The following is a 21,281-nucleotide window of genomic DNA, read 5'->3' as shown; positions in this document are numbered from 1 at the left end:
CGCCCCGCAAACGAATCGGTTTGAAGTTTGAAGTTTGAAGTGGGCGGCGGCGGGTTCAGCCGAGCGCGTGACGTTGCGCGTGCGGCCGCCCGACGAGCAGGTAGTGCACGAGCGCGACGATCGGGAACGCACCGGCCACCGCCGCGACGAGCGTCCAGCCGCCGTGCTCGTACAGCGGGCTTGCGAGCGCGGAGCCCACGGCGCCGCCGACGAAGATGCTCGTCATGTACAGCGCGTTCAGCCGGTTGCGGCTTGCCGCGTGCAGCGCGTAGATCTCGCGCTGGCCGAGCACCATGTTCATCTGCACCGCGAAGTCGAGCACGATGCCGGTCACGACGAGCCCGTACAGGCCGGTGCCGTGCACGAATCCGATCGCGTACGACAGTGTGCCGGCGACCAGCGCGATCAGCGTCGCGCGCACCGTATGGCCGGCATCCGCGAGGCGCCCGGCCACCGGCGCCGACGTCGCGCCGATCGCCCCGACCAGCGCGAACAGGCCGATGGCCGACTGCGACAGTCCGTAGTGACGCGTCAGCTCGACCGGCACGGCGGTCCAGAACAGGCTGAACGACGCGAACATCAGGCCCTGGTAGAACGCGCGATGGCGCAGGACGGGCATCGTGCGAACCAGCTGCAGCAGCGAGCCGATCAGCTCGAAATAGGTCGCGCGATGGTCGGGTTGGCGCTGCGGAATCGTCAGCGCGAGCACGGCCGTGACGAGCGTCATCAGCACGGCAGCCGCCGCGAACACGAAACGCCAGCCGAACGCGTCGGCCACGACGCTCGACAGCGGGCGGGCCAGCAGGATGCCGAGCAGCAGCCCGCTCATGATCGTGCCGACCACGCGGCCGCGCGAATGATCCGGCGCGAGATGCGCGGCGAGCGGCACGAGGATCTGCACGGCCACCGAGCTGAAGCCGATCAGCAGCGAAATCGCGAGAAAGAGCCCGGGGGTGCGCACGAGCGCCGCCGCGGCGAGGCTTGCAATCGACACGACGGCCGTCACGATCATCAGCTTGCGGTTCTCGAGCAGGTCGCCGAGCGGCACGATGAAGAACAGGCCGAGTGCATAGCCGATCTGCGTCAACGACACGATCAGGCTCGCCGTGCCGCCGGACATGTGCAGGCCCGGCGCGATGAGTTCCGTGATCGGCTGCGCGTAGTACAGGTTCGCGACGATCGCGCCGCAGCTGAATGCGAACAGCAGGATCAACCCCTGCGTGAGTTGGGTGCCGTGCGCAGGCTGCGCGTGCGGCGTTGAATCTGCTGACATGGTGGGCTCCTTGGGAAGAGAGAGGTGGGTCACCGTGTCGCCGCGCCTGCATGGCGTTCGCCGGGCGCGCGATACGGTGCACCGCGTTGCCGCCCATACTATTGACCGATCGATAAAACCGGAACCGGGCCGCCGCGCAATCGAGCGTTGCGCGGCACGCAAAGGTGCCGCGTCCGGTCAGCCGCGCTTGCCCTGCAGCGTCGGAATCTGCTCGAACAGGCCCGCGAGCCAGTCGACGAACACCTTGAGCTTGACGGGCACGTGGCGATTGGGCGGATACAGCACCGAGATCGGCCGGGCCGGCGCGTTGAAATCGGTCAGCACCTCGCGCAGCCGGCCCGATTTCAGATAGGGCTCGACGAGGTACAGCGACGTCTTGATCAGGCCGATGCCCGCGACGCCGCACTCGATGTAGTTGTCCGCATCGTTGACGGCGACCGTGCCGCACATCTGCACGACCCGCGGCTCGCCGTCGACGACGTAGTCCCACACGCGGGGGCGCCCGGTATCGGCCGAGATGTGGCTGACCGCCACGTGCTGCGCGAGGTCGTCGACCGTCTCCGGCTCGCCGAACCGTGCCAGGTACGCGGGCGACGCGCACGTGCAGGTGGTCAGGCTGCCGATGCGCCGCGCGATCATCCCCGAGTCGTCGAGCGCGCCGATGCGCACCACGCAGTCGACGCCTTCGCCGACGAGATCGATCTGCCGGTCGGTCACGCCGAGCTCGATCATGATGCCGGGATGGGCGTCGAGGAACGCGGGCAGCGCGGGCACCACGACCTGCTTGGCCATCGCCGGCGGCAGGTTCACCTTCAGCCGGCCGCGCGGCACGTTGCGCGCCTGCGAGACCGACGCTTCCATGTCGTCGATTTCGCGCAGCACCGCGACGGAACGTTCGTAGTACGCCTGGCCGTCCTCGGTCAGCGAGATGCGGCGCGTCGTGCGGTTCAGCAGCCGGCAGCCGAGGTGTTGTTCGAGCGCGCTGAGCAGCGCGGACACGCGCGGCGTCGTGAGGCCGGTCGTGTCGGATGCGCGCGTGAAGCTGCCGGTTTCGACGATGCGCGTGAACACGCGCATCGAAAGCAAGGTATCCATCGTCGGGAAGGCTCCAGTCCTGTCGGGTCGCGGCGCCGGTGCATGCCGGCGCCGTCCGTCTTGTCGGGTGTGTCGGTCGCGCGTATCGGGCGCGACCGAATGGCTATGCGTCGATGCGTTGTCTCAGCGCGTCGCCGGCGAACGGCATTTCGCGCATGCGCTGGCCGGTCGCGTCGAAGATCGCGTTGGCCAGCGCACCGGCGGTCGGCCCCATCGACGCCTCGGCCGCGCCGAGGAACGGCGCGCCCGGGCGATTGACCAGATGGACCTTCACGCTCTGCGGTGCAGCCGAGAAGCGCAGGATCGGGTAGCTGCTCCAGTCGAAGCTGCGAATCCGTTCGGTGTCGTACTTCAGCGCCTCGTAGAGCGTCCAGCTCGCGGCCTGCAGGATGCCGCCCTCGATCTGGTTGCGGATCCCGTCCGGCGACACGACCTGCCCCGCGTCGACGGCGGCTTCCGCGTGCTCGAGCGTCACCTGGCCGGTTTCCGGCACGACCGACACCTCGACCGCGATCGCGACGTACGCCATCAGGTTCTTGTACTTGCCGAACGCGAAGCCGACGCCGCGGTTGCGCGCGCGCGGCGGCCGCGGCCAGCCGAAGTGCGTCGCGGCGAGCTTGATCACCTGGCGTGCGCGATGGTCCTCCATGTGACGTAGCCGGAATTCGACCGGATCGACGCCGGCCGCGTGCGCGAGCTCGTCCATGAAGCTTTCGATCGCCCACACGTTGGTGTGTGCGCCGAGCGAGCGCATCGCGGACGTCTGCAGCGGCATCGTCGGCGAGAAGTTGTTCACGATGTGCTGGTTCGGCAGCGCATACAGCGGAATCGCGTTGCGATCGGCGCCGCCCTCCGGTTGCAGCATCGGCGTCGACGGCGCGGGCACGAACGGCGGCTGCAGCATCCGCGCCGGCAGCAGCCGGCCGGCGTTGACGATCCGCTCGTTGTGCGAACTGCTCCACAACGCGTACTGCCAGTCGACGATGCGGCCGTTCGCGTCGAGCGATGCGCTGACCTCGGTCACCATCGCCGGCGTGAAGTGATCCCACGTGTGTTCCTGCTCGCGCATCCACTGCACGCGAATCGGCTTGCCGGGCATCGCGGCGGCGATCAGCGCCGCGTGCGCGGCTGCGTCGTCGGCCCCGTTGTGTCCGTAGCAGCCGGACCCTTCGGTATGAATGCAGCGCACGCTCGCCTTCGGCATCGACAGCATCTCGGCCAGCGCGTCGCGCAGCGGGTAGACGCCTTGCGAATGGGTCCACACCGTCATCGCCCCGTTCTCGAGGTGCGCTACCGCACACGACGGCCCGATCGAGCCGTGCAGCAGGTAGTTCTTCAGGAACGTCGCATTGAGCGTCTTCGCGGCCGGCGCGGTGGCCGTGTGCGTGTTCGCGATCTCGATGCGCTGCGTCGAGATCCGCTTCAGGTCGGCATGCACGGTGGCGCGATCGGGCAGCGTGCGCCCGGGCGACCACCGGCACGCGGCGGCAAGCGCGCGCTGGGCGACCACCGCCTGCCATTCGCCCTGCGCGACCACCGCGAGCATGCTGCCGTTGCGCACGATCCGCACGACGCCCGGCAGCTTCAGGATCGCCGCTTCGTCGAACGACAGCAGCTTCGCTTCGTACACCGGCGGCATCACGACGCGTGCGTGCAGCATGCCGGGCAACTGCATGTCCTGCACGTAGCTGACGCCGCCCGTTACCTTGTTCGGGATGTCGACGCGCGGCAGCGACGTGCCGATCACCGTGAACGTCGCCGGGCTCTTCAGCGGCGACGTGGGCGCGGCGTTGCGATGCAGGTCGACGGTGCGGATCGCGTCGCCGTAGGTCATCGTGCGGCCGTCGGGCGCCTTGATGACTGCGTCGGCGGTCGTCAGCGTGCGCGCGTCGACGCCGAAGCGCTTCGCCGCACCTTCCACCAGCAGCGCACGCACTTGCGCGGCCGCGTTCAGCAGCGCGGAGCCGCTGTCGGCCATCGTGTGGCTGCCGGCGGTCAGCCCCTCGTCGGGCGATGCGCCGGTGTCGGCCGTCAGGAACGTGATCAGCGACGGCTTCATGTCGAGCTCCTCGGCAGCCACTTGCAGCAGCGCGGTGCGCACGCCGGTGCCGAGCTCGACCTTGCCGGTAAATACGGTGACCTTGCCGTCCGGCGCGATCTTGATCCACGCGTCGAGCAGCGGATTGGTCTTCAGGCTGCCGGCGAGCGCCTGCGTGGCTTTCGCGACATGCACGGCGGCCCCTTCGTCCGCGATCACGAGCTGTGCGGCCGCGCGCGCGGCCGGCGCGAGCGTGAACGCGACGAACAGCGCGCCGGAGACGATGAAGTGCCGGCGGCCTTCGTCGATATCGTCGTGGGAATTCATTACAGCCCCTTGCTGATCGTGACGGGAGCGGAAGCCGGTTCGGGGGGCGGCAGCCCGGCGACCGAGCGCACCGCCGCGAGAATCCGCATGTGCGTGCCGCAGCGGCACAGGTTCGGCTCCATGTGCGTACGCAGTTCCTGCTCGGTCGGCTTCGGGTTGCGCTCGAGCAGTGCCTGCGCGCGCATGATCATCCCCGCGATGCAGTAGCCGCACTGCGCGGCCTGATGCTCGACGAACGCGCGCTGCAGCGGGCCCGGATGCTCGGCGGTGCCGAGGCTCTCGATGGTGCGCACGCTGCGCGCGCCGACCGCGGCCACGGGCATCAGGCACGAGAACGTCGGCTTGCCGTCGACGATCACCGTGCAGGCGCCGCATTGGCCTAGGCCGCAGCCGAACTTCGCGCCGTGCAGGTGCAGGTCGTTGCGCAGCGCGTACAGCAGCGGCGTGGACGGATCGATGTCCAGCGTGTGCCGCACGCCGTTGACGGTGAGGGTAATCATCGGGCGGTGTCCTCTTTTCTGAGCTTCGCGGCCATCGCGTCGACGCCGGACCAGGCGGGGCGATCGGTGTAGGTCGCGCGCACGTACGCGGCGAGATCGGCGATCTGCGCGTCGTCGTACTGGTCGATGAACGACGGCATGTAGTTCAATGTGTCCTCGCCGTGCCAGCCGATGCCGTTGAACATCATCTGGATCGCATTGCGCGGCGTATCGGCGTTGACGGCCGTGCTGAACGAAAGCGTCGGCCGCTCGCCGATCGACTGCATCGGCGCGGCCGGCCCGTGGCACTGCGCGCACGATGCCTGGAACAGCACCGCGCCGCGCTGTGTGGCCGGCGTTGTCGCGGCACGTTCGGCCGGGGCGGCGGCCGTGGCCGCATGCCCGTTCGCCGGCTTCTGGATCGACAGGATGTAAGCGGCGATTGCTTCGACGTCTTCCGCCGGCACCGTCGCGAGATCGCGCGTGACCGGCAGCATTGGCCCGGCCGCCGCGCCGTGCTCGCTCGCACGGCCGGTGCGCAGGTACGTGACGAGCTGCGCCTGCGTCCACGGCCGTGCGGCATGGCCGAGTGCATTGAGCGGCGGCGCTTCCCAGCCGTCGACGATGCCGCCGTCGAATGCGCGGCCGCGCTCTTCGCCGCCGATCGCGTTCAGCGGCGAATGACACGATGCGCAATGACCGAGCCCGTCGACGAGCATCCGGCCGCGGTTCCATTGCGCGGACTGCGCGGGGTCCGGTTGATACGCGCCTTCGTGCAGGAACAGCACGTTCCAGAACGCGACCAGCGGCCGGAAGTTCAGCGGAAACACCAGGTCGTTGGCCGGCGTCGTCGCGCGAACCGGCGTGCGTGTCATCAGGTACGCATACGCGGCGGCGATGTCGTCGTCCGACATCTTCGTGAAATGAATGTACGGAAACGCCGGGTACAGCGGCTGGCCGTTACGCCCGATGCCGGTGCGCAGCGCACGGGCGAACGCGTCGCGCGACCAGCGGCCGATGCCGGTTTCCGGATCCGGCGTGATGTTGGTCGCATAGATCGTGCCGAACGGCGTCGCGAGCGGCAGGCCGCCGGCGAACGGCTTGCCATCCTTCGCGGTATGGCACACGATGCAGTCGCCGAGTGCGACGACGCGCGCGCCGGCGCGCACCAGCTGCGGGTCGAACGAAGCAGCGGCGGGCGGATCGATCGGCGCGATCGACGGCCGCACCATGATGCCGATCGCGACCGCGACGCCCGCAATCGCGATGCCGGCCGCGCCGATCCAGAGTCGTTTGTGCTTCATGCGCGCTCCAGGCGAAGCGGTGCGGCGCACGTGATGCGATGCGCGGTAACACCGGACGATGCGTATCGGCCGTGCGTGGCCGTCCGGTGCGGCCGCGACCGTCTTGCGGCGCGGCGGTGATTGGCGACGGGGATCATTTTTGTCACTCCAGCAGTCGATAACGAGCGCAAGCGCCGTCCTGCGCGGCAGCTCATGAACGCCAGTCTACGCAGAGGCCGCGATCATGGCCTGAAGCGGCGCTGAAACGTTCTGAACGGTGTCCGGCCCCGGATCGGCCGGGGATGCGGCGCGCGGCGCGGATGACGGGCGCGCGGTGTCGCGGTGGCCCCGCGCGTCGCGTCAAGACGGAATCTCGCCGGCGACGACTTCGTCCGCGTAGCACCAGATCCAGCGCTCGCCGGGCTCGATCGAGCGGACGAGCCGATGGCCGGTTTCACGGAAATGCCGGCTCGCGTGGCGATTCGGCGACGAGTCGCAGCAACCGACGTGCCCGCAGATCAGGCACATCCGCAAATGCACCCAGCCGCTGCCCGATCTGATGCATTCCTCACAGTAGTCCTTGTCGGTGTCGAATACGCGTGCTTCGTCGAGATGCGTACAGGCGTTGGCCATCTTGCGCTCCGATGCCGGCGCGGGAGCGACGCTCGCGGCACGGCCGGCACGCGGCCGCAAGCGGGAGGGATACGCGGCATTGTGCAGTGTCGCGTCGCGGCCGGACCTTAATTGTCATGAAGCGGCCCGCGCGGCGCGCGGCGGCGGCGTACAGTCGCGAATGCGTTCGGCCACGCCGCGGCACCGGCCGAACCGCATCCGACATCGACATCATCGGGAGGCGCTCATGGATCAACCGCAACACGTGCGGATCGTCGGTCTGCCGCGCAGCAGGGACGCGTACGCGATCCGCGATTTCCTGCAGCGGCGCATGATTGCGTACGACTGGTGCGAGCTGACCTCCGACGCCGACTGCGCGCAGGTGCTCGGCATCGCGCCGCTGCGCGACATCCGGCTGCCGGTCGTGATCTTTCCGGACGGCTCGCGCCTGTACCAGCCGACCCTGGCCGAGATCGCCGCGCGGCTCGGCTGGGTCGCGCGCCCGCGCTTCGTCGAATACGACGTGTCGATCTACGGCGCGGGGCCGGCCGGGCTGTCGGCGGCGGTCTACGCGGCGTCCGAAGGGCTGCGCGCGGTCGTGATCGAGCGCGGCGCGATAGGCGGGCAGGCCGGGACGAGTTCGCTGATCGAGAACTACATGGGCTTCCCCGACGGCATTCCGGGCGCGGAACTCGCGGAACGCGCACGCGAGCAGGCGGTGAAGTTCGGCGTCGAGCTGCTGACGATGCGCGAGGGCGTGCATGCGACGTTCGTCGACGGCAAGATCCGCGTCGAGCTCGCCGACGGGTCGATCCTGGTCGCGCGCGCGAACATCTGCGCGACCGGCATCGAATATCGCAGCCTCGGGCTGCCGGAGGAGCCGGCGTTTCTAAATGCGGGGCTGTTTTACGGCGCGGGGTCGAGCGAAGCGCCGATGTGCGCGGGCGAGCAGGTGTTCATCGTCGGCGGCGGCAATTCGGCCGGCCAGGCCGCGATGAATTTCTCGCGGCATGCGCGCCAGGTGACGATGCTCGTGCGCGGTGCGTCGCTCGCGGACACGCTGTCGCGCTACCTGATCGACCGGATCGAGCGCACGCCGAACATCGAGGTCCGCTACCGGTCGAGCGTCGCCGCGCTGCACGGCGACGGCTGGCTCGACGCGATCGAGCTTCGCTCGGCGGACGGCACGCGCGAACGGCTGCCGGCCACGCGCCTGTTCGTGTGCATCGGCGGCGCGCCGAATACCGACTGGGCGAAGGACACCGACATCATCCGCAATCCGAACGGTTATCTCGTGACCGGCGGTGACCTGTACGACTGTCCGTCGTTCGAGCGCCTGTGGCCGCTCGAGCGACGGCCGTACCACCTGGAAACAAGCGTGCCGGGATCGTTCGCGGCCGGCGACGTGCGATCGGGATCGGTCAAGCGCGTCGCGTCGGCGGTCGGCGAAGGCGCAATGGCGGTGACCTTCGTGCACCGGTTTCTCGGCGAGGATGCGCATCGGCTCGCGGGCGCGTGACGCGCTCGCGGGCCGTTGATCCATTCATCGCGCGTCGGCTTGCGTAGTGTCGCGCAATCCGTCCCGGGCGGCGCGCGCCGGCGGCGTCCACCCGCCGCCCAATGCGCGCACGAGGCTCACCGTCGCGACGGCCAGCGCCTGCCGGCTGTGAATCAGCTGGCGCCGCGCATTCAGCGCATCGCGATCGGCGTCGATGACTTCCAGATAGCTGACGTACCCATGCGCGTAACGGCTCAACGACAGCCGGGCCGCCGCATCCGTCGCGCGCGCCGCGTCGTCGTAGCGCGCGATCCGCTCCTTTTGCGCGGCGATGTCGTTGAGCGCGTCCTGCACGTCGCGCAACGCACCGATCGCGGTCGCGCGATAGTTGGCGTCGGTTGCGTCCATGCCGGCACGCGCGGCCGCTACCGCCGCATCGCGCTTGCCGCCATCGAACAGCGTCAGCGCGACGTTCGCGCCGAGACTCCACAGCGAGCTGTTGCGGTCGAGAAACGACCGCAGGTCGCGGGTGGCGAAACCGCCATCGGCGGTCAGTGTCAGCGTCGGCAGCCATGCGGTGCGCGCGATGCCCAGTTCGAGCGACGCCGCATCGGCGCGCCGCGCCGCCGCGAATACGTCCGGGCGTTGGGCGAGCAGCGCGGACGGCAGCCCGGCCGGCACATCCGGCACCTGCACGGGCACGGCGCCCGTGTCGACGTCGAATGCGGTCGGCGACACGCCGGTCAGCACCGCGATGGCGTCGACGAGGTTCTCGCGCAGCCGGCGGCTCTCCGCGAGATCGGCATGCGCGGTATCGAGATCGGCCGACGCGCGCAGCCCGTCGAGATCGCTCGCCGCGCCGGCCCGCACGCGAGCGGCGATCACGTCGAGCGCGGTGCGCCGCAGCCCGATCGCGCGCGTGAGCGTCACGAGATCATCGTCGACGTAGCGCAGCGTCAGATAGTCGACGGCCACTTCGGTCGCCACCCGCAGACGCACCGCATCGCGGTCGGCCGCCGCCTGCAGCACGTTCTGTTCGCCGATGTCGGCATCGCCGCGCAAGCGCCCCCATAGATCGACTTCGTAGCTCGCGGAGACGGGCACCGACCAGTTGTGCATCGTGCGCTTCGGCAGCGCGTTGTCGACCGTGCCGGAGACGCGCGTGCGGCTGAACGACGGATCGACGCGCACGGTCGGCGCCAGCGCGGCATCGCGCACGCCGAGCAGCGCCTGCGCCTGGTCGACGCGTGCGGCTGCCGTGCGGATATCGAGGTTGTGCGCGAGCGCGGCGTCGACGAGGCGGCCGAGTTGCGGGTCGCCGAACCAGGCCGGCCACGCAGCGAGCGATGGCGTGCGCGTAGCGGTTGACGGATCGGTCAACGGATCGGCATGGCGGAACCCGTCGCGTCCGACCGGGACGGGCGCGAGCGGCTGCGGCGCGATCGAGCACGCGGCCAGCAGGCTCGCGGCGAGCAGGACGAATGCGCGCGTCATCGCGATTCGCTGCCGCCCTGCAGCGTGACGACGACCGACAGCCCGGGCCGGATGCGCGGCTCCGTCGCGGCCGGGCCGTCGAGCAGGATCTTCACGGGCACGCGCTGCGTGACCTTCGTGAAATTGCCGGTCGCGTTGTCGGGCGGCAGCAGCGCGAACTGCGCGCCCGTCGCGGGCGACAGGCTGTCGATGCGGCCGGTGAACGTACGCTCCGGCAGCGCATCGAAGCGCAGTTGCACGGCGTCGCCGGCGCGCACGTGCCGCAGCTGCGTCTCGCGGAAATTGGCGACGATCCACGGATGCGGCTCGACCAGCGTGAGCAGCGCCTGGCCGGGCGCGACATGTTCGCCGGTCTCGACGGTCTTCTTGCCGACGTAGCCGTCCGACGGCGCGACGACCGCCGTGTAGCCGAGCTGCAACAGCGCGTCGCGCAACTCGGCGTCGTTCTGGCTCGCCGCGGCGTCGGCGGCCTCGGCGGCGGCGATGGCGCTGCGCCGTTGCGCATCGGCCGCCACGACGCGCGCACGGGCCGACTTGCGGGCGGCATCGGCCGCATCGAACTCCTGCTTCGACAAGCCGCGCGGTGTCTCGCGGGTCAGTTCGCGTGCGCGGGCGTAGTCGAGTTCGGCCTTGTCGGCATCGGCGTGCGCCGACACGAGCGCCGCGTCCGCCTGCTCGATCAGCGCGTGTGCGCGGCTCGCATCGGCATGCGCCTGGGCGACGCGCGCGCGCTGCGCCGCGACGCGCACGTCGAAGTCGCGCCGGTCGATCTGCACGAGCGCGTCGCCGGCATGCACGAACTGGTTGTCGTCGACGAGCACACGCTCGACCGTGCCGGCCACGCGCGGCGAGATCACGTGCAGGTGGCCGGTCACGTACGCGTCGTCGGTGCCGCGATCACGCGCGTCGAACTCGTACACGAGCAATGCGACGAGCAACAGCGCGATCGCGGCGATCGCGACGATGGCGGGCCGGCGCGAGCGAGCGGGCGTGGCCGGCGGCGGCGCCGAAGCGGCCGGCGTATCGGCGGAAGGTGAGGTCATGGTCGGCAAACTCCATCGTACGGGCACGGTTCGACGCATCGCGTTATGCTTGCGCCAGCTTGACAGCGAGGAGCCGCTTGACGATGAACACCACGTTTGCGACCGGTCGTGCCGCGCCTGCGGCGGCCTCCGACATCCCGACGTTCCGGTCGATCGCCGCGATCGCGGCCGTGCTGCTCGGCGCGATCATCGCGACGCTGACCTCGCGCATCACGTCGCTCGGGCTCGCCGACGTGCGCGGCGCGCTCGGCGTCGGCTTCGACGAAGGCGCATGGATCAACACCGCGTTTACCGCGTCGCAGATGTTCGTCGGGCCGCTGGCGATCGCCGCGGCGTTCATGTTCGGCACGCGCCGCGTGCTGGTCGCGGGCGCCGTCGTATTTCTCGGCGCCGAAACCGCGCTGCCGCTCTGCACGCAGTTCGGCGCGTTCGTCGTGTTGCAGGCGATCGCGGGGCTCGCGTCCGGCGTGTTCGTCCCGCTGACGGTCGGCTTCGTCGTCCGTACGCTGCCGCCGCGACTCATTGCGTTCGGCATCGCCGCGTATGCAATGAATCTCGAGATGTCGCTGAACCTGTCGGCCACGCTCGAGGGCTGGTACAGCGAACACCTGAGCTGGCGCTGGCTGTTCTGGCAGAACGCGGTGCTGACGGTGCCGTTCATCGCGTGCCTGCTGCTGTCGCTGGCGGACGAGCCGGTCAAGCGCTTCGCGTCCGGCCTCGATGCGCGCGGGATGCTGCTCGGCGCCGGCGGCTTCGCGTGCCTGTGCGTCGCGCTCGACCAGGGCGAACGGCTGTTCTGGCTGCAATCGCCGCTGATCGTCGCGCTGCTCGCGCTCGGCATCCTGATGGTCGCCGCGTTCCTGATCCATGAGCTCGCGTCGCCGCGCGCGGGCCTCGACCTCGGCTATCTCGCACGGCCGAACATCGCGCTGCTGATCGTGCTCGTCGGCCTCGTGCGCTTCACCGTGCTCAATACGAGCTTCATCCCGTCGCTGTTCCTCGCCAGCACGTACGGGCTGCGGCCGTTGCAGATCGGCGACACGCTGCGCTGGATCGCGATCCCGCAGCTGTTGTTCGCGCCCTGCGTCGCGCTGCTGCTGCAGCGCGTCGATCCGCGCCGGCTGATCGTCGCCGGCTTCGTGACGGTGGCGATCGCGTTCGCGCTCGGCGCGCGCCTCACGTCCACGTGGGCCGAACCCGACTTCATTCCGTCGCAACTGCTGCAGGCGCTCGGGCAGACGATGGCGCTCACATCGGTGATCTTCTTCTTCGGCAAGCACGTGACGGCCGAACACGCGTTGACGTTCGGCGCGGTCGTGCAGACGACGCGCCTGCTGAGCGGGCAGCTCGGCACGACGTCGATCGCGGTGATTCAGCGGATCAGGGAGGGTACCCATTCGAATCTCGTCGGTCTGCATGTGTCGCTGTCGGATCCCGAGACGCTCGAGCGGCTGCGCGCCGGCGCGACATCGCTGGTGACGCACGGCGCCACGGTCGCGACCGGCAACCAGGCTGCCTACGCGCTCGTCGATCGGGCGGTGCGGGTGCAGGCGACCACACTCGCGCTGGCCGACAATTTCCGCGTGGCGATGGCGTTCGCGCTCGCCGGTGCGCTGATCGGCATCCTGCTGAGGCCGGTGCGGGCGCAGTGAGCGCGGCGCGGCTGAATTTTCCTGAAAAATCCTGAACGGCACGTCTGCCGAAGCGGCATGCGCGCCGCGACGGCAGACGGCGCGCTTATGCCTGCAGGAACGCGAGCAGCTCGGCGTTGATGCGATCGGCGTTCACGACGCACATGCCGTGCGAGCCGCCTTCGATCACCTTCAACTGCGCATGCTTGACGATCTTCGACGACAGCCGGGCCGAATCGTCGATCGGCACGATCTGGTCGTCATCGCCGTGCAGCACGAGCGTCGGCACGTCGATCTTCTTGAGATCGTCCGTGTAGTCGACTTCGGAGAACTCCTTCACGCACAGATACTGGCCGTGAATGCCGCCCATCATGCCTTGCGACCAGAACGCGTCGATCGTGCCCTGCGACGGCTTGGCGTTCGGGCGGTTGAACCCGAAGAACGGCACCGCGAGATCCTTGTAGAACTGCGAACGGTTCTCGGCGACGTTCTTGCGGATGCCGTCGAACACGTCCATCGGCAGGCCGCCGGGATTGGTCGGCGACTTCACCATCTGCGGCGGCACCGCGCCGATCAGCACGGCCTTCGACACGCGCTTCGTACCGTGGCGGCCGATGTAGCGCGCCACTTCGCCGCCGCCCGTCGAGTGGCCGACGAGCGTCGCTTCGCGCACGTCCAGTGCGTCGAGCAGGGCGGCCAGATCGTCCGCATACGTGTTCATGTCGTTGCCGCGCGACGGCTGGCTCGAACGGCCGTGGCCACGGCGGTCGTGCGCGATCACGCGATAGCCGTGCTGCACGAGGAACAGCATCTGCGCGTCCCACGCGTCCGCACACAGCGGCCAGCCGTGCGAGAACACGACCGGGCGGCCGCTGCCCCAGTCCTTGAAGTAGATCTGCGTGCCGTCCTGGGTGGTGATCGTGTTCATCGAATGAGCTCCTGGGTGGGCTGAAGAGGCGCTACGGGCGGGGGTGCCGGCAGCGGACGCCATCGCGGGCAGCGCGGCTGCCGCGACGGCCGTCGCGCCGGCAAGCAGCATGTCGCGGCGGCGCGCCGACGGAACGGCGTCGGTCTGTACGGGGTGCATCTGGACTCCTGAGGTATGCGGCGCAACGATGCCGCGCGGGATGGTGGATCGGTGACGACCGGCCGCGGCCATCCCGCCGGCAGCCGGTCCGCTTGCGTCGTCGCACGCCGATTCGTGCGGCGCGGACGAACGAATGCCGTCGGGAGCGTATCGCGGCGCAATGTGCGCCGTACTGAAATCCGGCTGAATTTTCTTGAACGCGCCGCGCTTCGGAGGGAAATTTGCCGCGCTGCAGAAAAATTCAGCGCGCGACCGGGACTCTTCAGCGCGCGGCGACTATCGTCGACATCGGATCATCCGCGCACGTTCCGCGTCGCGCGCATGGATCCGACTGCCCGCACCGTCCGTCACTAGCCTGGATTTGCCACCATGGATGCCTTCAATCGCTGGGAGCACATGATCACGTCGCTCGGGCCGTCTTCCATGGCGGTCGTCCGGTCGATGCCGATGCCGCGCGCGCGACAGGCGGACGGCCCGCGCCGCGGCCATCGCGGCGACGCGCCGACGCCGTCGAGCGGCGACAACCGCCGCCGCTGCGCGATCGTCACCGCCGAGCGGCAGACCGATTCGTCGATGCTCGTGTCGTGGAGCGACCCGACGCACTGCCGCTACGACGAGCAGCGCTGGATCAGCGCGAAGGCGCGCGGGCTCGGGCGTTGCGCGCTCACCGGCATGCCGATCCGGGTCGGCGATGCCATCTACAAGCCGCAGTGGCGCGGCGCGAAACGGCCGGCGAACTGCCGCGAGATGATTCTCGCGTCGGCGCTCGACGTGTTCGCCGCGCGACAGCCCCGGCCATGACGCCGGCAGCGCGGCGCTGCGTCGGTTGCGGCCGGCGCGGTACGTCGTGACGCCGTCAACCTCGGAACGGAGGCGACTGCGACACGCCCGCCGATACCGCGCGACGAATGGCCGCTGTTTGCACCGGCCCGGTCGCACGGCTGCCCGACGCGGGAATCGTTCCGCTATCGACGCGGAGCGATGATCTACCGGCGCTATATGTGGAACCCGCACGCATTCGATCGACCGGCCGAATCAAACGGAAAAAGCATCGAATCTTCCCGAACCGGCAAGCATATCGTCTGATATATGTAAATCATATTCACGAGCGAATCGGTAATTCGCACATGAATCGTGCACCGCCGTGCTTTTCTTGCCGCATTCGGGTGCATATGGCCACACGCGTGCCACACGTCGTCGTCGCGGCGTTTTTCGTCATTTCAAAAAATTCGATCGCTTCATTCTGATAATTTGAATCATTCTGCTACGTAAATACCGTAGCATTGACGCGAAACCGGCGCGGGGTTTAAACCGTGCGCCGTTGAATGTCACCATCAAGAAATTGCGATGATCCGAATTGGAACACTTCACGTTTTTCTCGACAGACGTGAAATTCGTTCGAACGGCAAGCTGTTGCGCATCGGTAGTCGCGCATTCGAGATTCTCGAGCTGTTGATTCGGGCGAACGGCGCACTGGTATCGAAAGACGAAATCATGCAGCGCGTTTGGCCGCACACCGTGGTGGAAGAAAACAACCTGCAGGTGCACATCGCGTCGCTGCGCAAGGCGCTGGCCGACGACCGGAACCTGATCGTGACGGTGCCGGGCCGCGGCTATCGGCTCGTCATCGAGCAACATGACGACGACGGCGCGCCCGTGCGCCCCGCGATGTCGCGGCCGTCCATCGCGCCCGGCGCGCTGTTCGGCCGCGAGCGCATGGTCGACGAGGTGCTGGCCGCGTTGCAGGACGCACGCATCGTGACGCTGGTCGGCGCGGGCGGCATCGGCAAGACGCGAATCGCGATCGAAGCGGCAGCGCGCGCGGACGCGCGTTTTCCTGAAGGCACCGTGTTCGTGTCGCTCGCGACGGTCGCGTGCCCGCGCTTCGTGCCGGATGCGCTCGCGGGCGCGTTCGGCATCGCGCAACCGACCGGCGCGCTGACCCTCGAAGCGGTGCTCGCCGCGGTTGCGCGTCGCCGGATGCTGCTCGTGCTCGACAATTGCGAGCACCTGCTCGATGCCGCGGCGCGGATCGCGAGCGCGCTGACCGATGCGGACGACGGCCTGTGCGTGCTCGCGACGAGCCGTGAATCGCTGCGCATCCACGGCGAGCGCGTGTGCCCGGTGTTGCCGCTCGACGTGCCGGACGAAGGCGCGGCCGATCACGATGCGATGCGCGCGAGCGCCGTGCAGTTGTTCGCCGCACGCGCACGCGCGGCCGATCCGCGTTTTCCGCTCGATGCGCGCAGCCTGTCGCTGATGGCGTCGGTCTGCCGTCGGCTCGACGGCTTGCCGCTCGCGATCGAACTGGCCGCGGCGCGTGCCGCCGTGCTCGGCATCGACGTGCTGGCTGCCCATCTCGACGATCATTTCCGGCTGCTGACGGGCGGTTTTCGCACCGCGCTCCCGCGCCATCAGACGCTGCAGGCGATGTACGACTGGAGCGACCGGCTGCTGGGCGATGCCGAGCGTCTGCTGTTGCGATGGCTCGGCGTGTTCCGCGACGGTTTCTCGATCGAGGCCGTGCGCGCGGTGGTCGGTCCGAACAGGCTGGCCGGCGCCGACCTGCTCGATACGATCGCGGGCCTCGTGTCGAAATCGCTGCTGATCCTCGAGACCGCGCACGGCGCGCCGCGCTACCGGCTGCTGACGACCACGCGTGCGTACGCGCAGCAGCAGCTCGACGCGCATGGCGACGGCGCGGCGGCCGCGCGTGCGCACGCCGGCTATTACCTCGAGTTGTTCCTGCAAGCGGCGCATGGCGGTGGCGCGCGGGGCAGCGAGCACGGCGGCCTCGCGCGGCTCGATGCGGTGCGGCGTGAACTCGGCAACCTGCGTGCCGCGCTCGACTGGGCATTCTCGGCGAACGGCGATGCGGCGCTCGGCATCGCGCTCGCGGCCGTCGCAGTGCCTTGCCTGTTCGACCTGTCGCTCGTCGACGAATGCCGCGAACGGGCGCGCGTGGCGCTCGATGCGATGCGCGACACCGACACCACGGCAGAGGCCGCGGATGCGCGCGTGCGCTTGCTCGCCGCGTATGCAGCGGCGCTCGCGCATACGGCCGGATCGACGCAGGCGGTGCACGACGCGTGGTCGGAAGTGCACGCGCTCGGATTCGATGCGGCCGAGGCGGAGCTGCCGGCGCGCGAGGGCTGACGGCGGATGGGCGGGGTGCCTTCCGCGCTTCAGAACGTTTCAGCGCGGCGCAAGGACACGGGCACGCGGCACGCGTAGATTGCGAGCGTAAGGCGCGGCCATCGCGGCACGCTTGCGTGGCGATCCTGTGCGCGCGCCGAGATATCGCGACGCCATTCGCCAGGCGGGCGTCGCGACACGTGCGGCGCCTCCTGCGCCGCCGCGTGCCCGCCCAACCGGACGAACTGCCGCATGACACCTCCCGAATCCGACCTTTCCCGCCACGCGGCCGATCTCGGCCTGCTGTTCCTGCGCGTCACCGCCAGCGTGCTGCTGCTCGTGGTTCACGGCTTGCCCAAGGTCTTTCACTACACGTCGGAAGCCGCCGCGATCGAGGATCCGTTTCATCTCGGCCGCACGCTGTCGATCCTGTTTGCGATATTCGCGGAAGTGGTGTGCCCGGTCTTCATGATCGTCGGCGTATGGCCGCGGCTGGCCGCGCTGCCGGTGATGATCATCACGCTCGTCGCGCTGGTGTTCGTTCATCCGGACTGGTCGCTGCGCGATGCGCAGTTCGCGTGGATGCTGCTGATCCTGTTCGGCACGATCGCGATCGCCGGGGCCGGCCGCTATGCGTTGCCGGGCATGGTGCGCCGGCGCGAGTAGCGCGGCCGCGGGCACGCCCGCGCCCATCATCCCGCCGCAGCGGCGGCGAACCGACCGTCACGCTGCCGTCGCCATCGTTCCGTTCCGATATGCTGAATCTCTCCGACACGGCGCTCTACGGCGCGCCGATCGTGCTGGCCGATCTCGCCGCGTGGCGCCTGTTCGGGCGCGGCCGCGGCGCGACCCGGGCAGTGTGGCGCTGCGCGGCATTCGCCGCGCTGAGCGCCGTGCTGTTCGCGCACGGCGTGAGCCCGCTCGCCGTTCCCGCCTCGGCCGCCGGCCTCGACCGCGTCGCGCTCCAGGCCATCTGCATCGTGTGGTGGCTGCAATGCGCGATCGTCTTCAGCCTGCTGCTCGATCATCTGCTGCTGCCGCCCGCGTGGCGCAGCCAGCGGCTTTTTCACGACATCGCCGCGGGCGTCGTGTTCGGCGCGGCCGTGGTCGCCGCGCTGGGCTACGTGCTCGGCCTGCCGTTGAGCGGCGTCGTCGCGACGTCCGGCGCGGTGGCGGTGATCCTCGGCCTCGCGCTGCAGAACACGCTGAACGACGTATTCTCCGGGCTCGTGCTGAATACCACGCAGCCGTTTCGGCTGAACGACACCGTGTCGATCGGCGAAATCGAAGGGCGGATCGTCGAGAGCAACTGGCGGGCGACGAAGCTGATCGACAGCCTCGGCAACCTGGTCGTCGTGCCGAACAGCGCCGCGGCCCGCGCCACCATCGTGAACCTCAGCGAACCGTCCGGCCTGCACGGCGTGACGCTCACGCTCGACGTCGATCCCGCGGTGCGGCCGGCGATCGTGGTCGGCGCGCTCGAGCGCGCGGCGGCCAGTTCGCTCGACGTGCTCGCGCGCCCCGCGCCCATTGCCGTCGTGAAGGCATTCGGCACCAACGCAATCCGCTACGAGCTCCTCGGTTACGTCGACGCGCTGCAGAAGACGACGGCCGTGCGCAACGCGCTGTACGATCTCGCGCATCGGCATCTGGCCGCGGCAGGCATCGCGTGGCGGCCGCTCGCGAGCACCGCGCCGGCAGCGGCGGCGGACGGGCACGACGGGCACGGCCGGCACGACGTATCGCGCCGGCTGCTGCTGTTGCGTGCGGTGGACCTGTTCGCGCGCGTCGACGACGACGATCTCGCCGCGCTGGCCGATGCGCTGGTGTCGCGTTCGTTCGGCCAGGGCGACGTGATTTATGCATCGAATTCGGATACGCGCGTGCTGACGATCGTCGAATCCGGTGTCGCGGCCGTATTCGTGCCGGGCCCGGCGGGCGACGTCGAGGTGCGGCGGATGGCGCCCGGCGATGCGATCGGGCAATCGGTCGTGCTGGCCGGCACGCGCCTGCATGCGACCGTGCATGCAGTGACCGCGATGGCCGTCCTGCAGTTGCGCAGCGAGGATTTGTCGGCGCTGATCCGCAGGAAGCCGGAGCTCGGCAGACTGATGTGCGAATCGGTGACCGAGCACATCGCGACCGAGGAAAGGATGATGATCCCGCCGGTAGAGAAGGCGCACGCGTCATTCAGCCTGATCGCGTGGCTCGAGAAGGAAATGAAGCGCGTGCACGATTCGATCGTCTGACGCGGGCAGGGGCCTTCGCCGGCGCCGAACGCGTTCAGGCGATCTGCAAAAGGCGATCGACGAGGTCGGGGCGATCGAGTTGCTCGACCCACCACAGGAGTGCGCGGCCGGCCTCGTCGCTGCGCCACGCGAGATAGCAATGCGTGGTGTCGCGCATGCCGGTCACGCGGCAGGCGACGAGCTTGCCGTCGGCGATCGCGCGGGCGGCGATGCATTCCGGCAGCGTGCCCACCGCCAGCCCTTCGCATTGCGCATCGAGCTTGGCCGCGAGCGTCGGCACCGCGAGATAGGGCTGGCCCGCGTCGATCGCAACCGATTGCGGCGGCAACTCGCGCGACGTATCGCTGATCACCGCGCCGCGATACTGGACGACCGTCGCCATCGACAGCGGCTCGGGAAGTGCGGCGAGCGGGTGGGTCGGTGCAACGGCGAACACGTGTTTCAGCGCGCCGATCGGGTGCGCGATGATGTTCGGCAGTTCGGGCGGCGCGCCGGCGGCGCCGACGACGAGATCCGCGCGGCGCGAGATCAGCGCGTCCCACGCACCGCCGAGCACTTCGGTCGACAGCCGCAGCCGCGTGTCCATCTCGAGGGCATAGAACCGGTGCACGAACGGCCACATTGCATCGAACGGCAGGATCTCGTCGACACAGATGCGGACCTCGGTTTCCCAGCCTTCCTGCGCGCGCTGCGCCTTCATCTCCAGCTGTTCGGCCGCATGCAGGAGCCGCCGGCCTTCCTCGACGACGATGCGGCCCGCGTGCGTGAGCTTCGCGCGTCGTCCGCTGCGGTCGAACAGCATGACGCCGAGATCGCTCTCGAGTTTCTGTACCAGGTAGGTCAGGGCGGACGGCACGCGATGCAGCAGTTCCGCGGCTTCGGCGAACGTTCCGGTACGGTCGATCGCATCGAGGGCTTCGAGCGCTTCGAATGACAGCTTCATCGCGAGTTCCGGTAGGGGCGGCTGGCGCATCATACCAGCGCGTGCCGCGCGGGAGGCAGCGCGCGTCATCGTGGTTTGCTAGACTGATGCGCCCCGTCGTTCATTGCACGCCTCCATTCATGACTGCCCCCCAACCGGACAATGCTTCTTCCGATTTCATCCCGGCCGACGTGCGGCAGACCATCGTCGCGCAAGCGTTGCCGAAGGGGCAGGTCGGCATCGTCCGGCTGAAGACGCTGCGGCGCAACAGCGGGCTCACCGCGCCTTACGAGCTGGAGAATTCGGATCTCATCGTGCTGCAGTTGCGCCCGTTCGGCGAACAGGATCTGTGGCTCGACGGCCGCCGCGCGCCGTTCGTCCCGTACGGCGCGGGCACGGTCACGATTCACGATCTCGACCGCAACTGGGTGGCCGATCTGAAGGGCGCGTTCGACTGCCTGCATTTCCACATGCCGCGCCCGCTGCTCGAGGAAACGGTGGACGACATCGGCGGCCGGCAGCGGCCGCGGCTCTACCTGCCGCCGCACCTGAGCGCGCACGATCCGATCATCCATTCGCTCGGCCAGTCGCTGCTGCCCGCGCTCGCGCGGCCGGGCGAGGCATCGCAGATCTTCATCGATCACGTCGGGCTCGCGTTCCAGGCGCACGTGGCCCACCGTTATGGCGGCGTCAGCGAGCGACGGGAGAAGACGTACGGGAAACTCACGCCGTCGCAGGCGCGCCGTGCGAAGGAGCTCCTGCTCGAGCATCTCGACGGAAACCTCGGGCTGGCCGACGTGGCGAGCGCATGCGGCCTGTCTCGCGGCTATTTCGTGAAGGCGTTTCGTCAGACGACCGGGCTGCCGCCGCATCGCTGGCTCATCGTGCAGCGCGTCGAACGGGCTAAGGAGTGGATGCTCGATCCGAGCCTGCCGTTGAGCATGATCGCCGACGCGTGCGGCTTTGCCGATCAGAGCCACTTCTCGCGGACCTTCACGCGCCTGACCGGCGTCAGCCCTCGCCGCTGGCGCGCGGACAATACCTGATCGTCCTGATGCGGGGCCGGCTAGGCGAGGTTGGCCTCGTCATTCGGTATCGGAACGTGTGCATCCTGA

At 69.1% G+C, this 21,281-nt stretch carries 17 protein-coding genes; 7 read left to right on the top strand and 10 right to left on the bottom strand.

The window, feature by feature from the left end:
* Positions 1–55 precede the first annotated feature (55 nt).
* The 6 genes from C5O79_RS06255 to C5O79_RS06230 form a co-directional block, all read right to left on the bottom strand.
* Entirely contained in the window at positions 56–1,273 is a 1,218-nt protein-coding gene (locus C5O79_RS06255) for an MFS transporter (protein WP_122478923.1), read from the bottom strand.
* A 177-nt stretch (positions 1,274–1,450) separates the two neighbouring features.
* A complete protein-coding gene (locus C5O79_RS06250; protein WP_039362672.1) occupies positions 1,451–2,368 on the bottom strand; it encodes a LysR family transcriptional regulator in 918 nt (305 codons plus the stop codon).
* Positions 2,369–2,471: 103 nt separating this feature from the next.
* A complete protein-coding gene (locus C5O79_RS06245) occupies positions 2,472–4,733 on the bottom strand; it encodes a molybdopterin cofactor-binding domain-containing protein (RefSeq protein ID WP_122478925.1) in 2,262 nt (753 codons plus the stop codon).
* Entirely contained in the window at positions 4,733–5,233 is a 501-nt protein-coding gene (locus C5O79_RS06240) for a (2Fe-2S)-binding protein (protein ID WP_039362674.1), read from the bottom strand. Before C5O79_RS06240 ends, C5O79_RS06245 begins: the two co-directional genes overlap by 1 nt.
* Positions 5,230–6,516 (bottom strand): cytochrome c, encoded by a 1,287-nt coding sequence (locus C5O79_RS06235; protein ID WP_122478928.1) that lies wholly within the window; start codon positions 6,514–6,516, stop codon positions 5,230–5,232. The genes C5O79_RS06240 and C5O79_RS06235 overlap by 4 nt, the downstream gene beginning before the upstream one ends.
* Positions 6,517–6,855: 339 nt before the next feature.
* Positions 6,856–7,128 carry a UBP-type zinc finger domain-containing protein gene (locus tag C5O79_RS06230; protein WP_046546719.1) on the bottom strand — a complete coding sequence of 91 codons (273 nt, stop codon included), beginning with the start codon at positions 7,126–7,128 and terminating at the stop codon, positions 6,856–6,858.
* Between the two features lie 226 nt (positions 7,129–7,354).
* Between C5O79_RS06230 and C5O79_RS06225 the strand changes: the two genes are divergently transcribed.
* Positions 7,355–8,626, top strand: coding sequence for an NAD(P)/FAD-dependent oxidoreductase (locus C5O79_RS06225; RefSeq protein WP_122478931.1), 1,272 nt, complete (start codon positions 7,355–7,357; stop codon positions 8,624–8,626).
* A 24-nt stretch (positions 8,627–8,650) separates the two neighbouring features.
* On the opposite strand, the gene C5O79_RS06220 is transcribed toward C5O79_RS06225, so the two are convergent.
* Both C5O79_RS06220 and C5O79_RS06215 read right to left on the bottom strand, forming a co-directional pair.
* Positions 8,651–10,099 (bottom strand): efflux transporter outer membrane subunit, encoded by a 1,449-nt coding sequence (locus tag C5O79_RS06220; protein WP_122478934.1) that lies wholly within the window; start codon positions 10,097–10,099, stop codon positions 8,651–8,653.
* On the bottom strand, positions 10,096–11,142 hold the full coding sequence (locus C5O79_RS06215; RefSeq protein ID WP_122478936.1) for an HlyD family secretion protein: 1,047 nt from the start codon (positions 11,140–11,142) through the stop codon (positions 10,096–10,098). The genes C5O79_RS06220 and C5O79_RS06215 overlap by 4 nt, the downstream gene beginning before the upstream one ends.
* An 83-nt stretch (positions 11,143–11,225) precedes the next feature.
* Between C5O79_RS06215 and C5O79_RS06210 the strand changes: the two genes are divergently transcribed.
* Positions 11,226–12,794, top strand: a complete 1,569-nt coding sequence (locus C5O79_RS06210) for an MFS transporter (RefSeq protein ID WP_122477584.1) — start codon at positions 11,226–11,228, stop codon at positions 12,792–12,794.
* 85 nt (positions 12,795–12,879) lie between these two features.
* Here the strand turns inward: C5O79_RS06210 and C5O79_RS06205 are convergent, their stop codons facing one another.
* A complete protein-coding gene (locus C5O79_RS06205; protein ID WP_122477587.1) occupies positions 12,880–13,860 on the bottom strand; it encodes an alpha/beta hydrolase in 981 nt (326 codons plus the stop codon).
* A gap of 369 nt (positions 13,861–14,229) precedes the next feature.
* Between C5O79_RS06205 and C5O79_RS06200 the strand changes: the two genes are divergently transcribed.
* The 4 genes from C5O79_RS06200 to C5O79_RS06185 all read left to right on the top strand — a co-directional run bounded on the left by C5O79_RS06200 (position 14,230) and on the right by C5O79_RS06185 (position 19,244).
* Positions 14,230–14,661, top strand: a complete 432-nt coding sequence (locus C5O79_RS06200) for a DUF3331 domain-containing protein (protein WP_122477589.1) — start codon at positions 14,230–14,232, stop codon at positions 14,659–14,661.
* A 546-nt stretch (positions 14,662–15,207) separates the two neighbouring features.
* The gene (locus C5O79_RS06195) at positions 15,208–17,016 is read left to right on the top strand and encodes a winged helix-turn-helix domain-containing protein (RefSeq protein WP_131931256.1); all 1,809 of its coding nucleotides are present in this window, start codon (positions 15,208–15,210) and stop codon (positions 17,014–17,016) included.
* Between the two features lie 231 nt (positions 17,017–17,247).
* The gene (locus C5O79_RS06190) at positions 17,248–17,661 is read left to right on the top strand and encodes a DoxX family protein (protein ID WP_046546725.1); all 414 of its coding nucleotides are present in this window, start codon (positions 17,248–17,250) and stop codon (positions 17,659–17,661) included.
* An 89-nt stretch (positions 17,662–17,750) separates the two neighbouring features.
* Positions 17,751–19,244, top strand: coding sequence for a mechanosensitive ion channel family protein (locus C5O79_RS06185; RefSeq protein ID WP_131931254.1), 1,494 nt, complete (start codon positions 17,751–17,753; stop codon positions 19,242–19,244).
* Between the two features lie 34 nt (positions 19,245–19,278).
* Here the strand turns inward: C5O79_RS06185 and C5O79_RS06180 are convergent, their stop codons facing one another.
* Positions 19,279–20,187 (bottom strand): LysR family transcriptional regulator, encoded by a 909-nt coding sequence (locus tag C5O79_RS06180; RefSeq protein WP_131931252.1) that lies wholly within the window; start codon positions 20,185–20,187, stop codon positions 19,279–19,281.
* A gap of 119 nt (positions 20,188–20,306) precedes the next feature.
* Here C5O79_RS06180 and C5O79_RS06175 point away from each other — a divergent pair, with 119 nt between their 5' ends.
* Complete coding sequence (locus C5O79_RS06175) at positions 20,307–21,212, top strand: AraC family transcriptional regulator (protein WP_046546727.1); 906 nt, start codon at positions 20,307–20,309, stop codon at positions 21,210–21,212.
* The last annotated feature ends 69 nt before the right edge of the window (positions 21,213–21,281 follow it).

The organism is Burkholderia sp. SRS-25 (genome assembly GCF_004343765.1).
GTDB lineage: Bacteria > Pseudomonadota > Gammaproteobacteria > Burkholderiales > Burkholderiaceae > Burkholderia > Burkholderia contaminans.
Note: the sequence above shows the minus strand (reverse complement) of the source record. Positions and strands in the feature narration are given on the sequence as shown.

Coding starts and splice junctions, on each gene's coding strand:
- C5O79_RS06180 (WP_131931252.1), bottom strand. CDS start 20,187: ATGAAGCTGTCATTCGAAGCGCTCGAAGCCCTCGATGCGATCGACCGT.
- C5O79_RS06210 (WP_122477584.1), top strand. CDS start 11,226: ATGAACACCACGTTTGCGACCGGTCGTGCCGCGCCTGCGGCGGCCTCC.
- C5O79_RS06235 (WP_122478928.1), bottom strand. CDS start 6,516: ATGAAGCACAAACGACTCTGGATCGGCGCGGCCGGCATCGCGATTGCG.
- C5O79_RS06245 (WP_122478925.1), bottom strand. CDS start 4,733: ATGAATTCCCACGACGATATCGACGAAGGCCGCCGGCACTTCATCGTC.
- C5O79_RS06190 (WP_046546725.1), top strand. CDS start 17,248: ATGACACCTCCCGAATCCGACCTTTCCCGCCACGCGGCCGATCTCGGC.
- C5O79_RS06205 (WP_122477587.1), bottom strand. CDS start 13,860: ATGCACCCCGTACAGACCGACGCCGTTCCGTCGGCGCGCCGCCGCGAC.
- C5O79_RS06255 (WP_122478923.1), bottom strand. CDS start 1,273: ATGTCAGCAGATTCAACGCCGCACGCGCAGCCTGCGCACGGCACCCAA.
- C5O79_RS06220 (WP_122478934.1), bottom strand. CDS start 10,099: ATGACGCGCGCATTCGTCCTGCTCGCCGCGAGCCTGCTGGCCGCGTGC.
- C5O79_RS06185 (WP_131931254.1), top strand. CDS start 17,751: ATGCTGAATCTCTCCGACACGGCGCTCTACGGCGCGCCGATCGTGCTG.
- C5O79_RS06230 (WP_046546719.1), bottom strand. CDS start 7,128: ATGGCCAACGCCTGTACGCATCTCGACGAAGCACGCGTATTCGACACC.
- C5O79_RS06175 (WP_046546727.1), top strand. CDS start 20,307: ATGACTGCCCCCCAACCGGACAATGCTTCTTCCGATTTCATCCCGGCC.
- C5O79_RS06250 (WP_039362672.1), bottom strand. CDS start 2,368: ATGGATACCTTGCTTTCGATGCGCGTGTTCACGCGCATCGTCGAAACC.
- C5O79_RS06240 (WP_039362674.1), bottom strand. CDS start 5,233: ATGATTACCCTCACCGTCAACGGCGTGCGGCACACGCTGGACATCGAT.
- C5O79_RS06195 (WP_131931256.1), top strand. CDS start 15,208: ATGATCCGAATTGGAACACTTCACGTTTTTCTCGACAGACGTGAAATT.
- C5O79_RS06225 (WP_122478931.1), top strand. CDS start 7,355: ATGGATCAACCGCAACACGTGCGGATCGTCGGTCTGCCGCGCAGCAGG.
- C5O79_RS06200 (WP_122477589.1), top strand. CDS start 14,230: ATGGATGCCTTCAATCGCTGGGAGCACATGATCACGTCGCTCGGGCCG.
- C5O79_RS06215 (WP_122478936.1), bottom strand. CDS start 11,142: ATGACCTCACCTTCCGCCGATACGCCGGCCGCTTCGGCGCCGCCGCCG.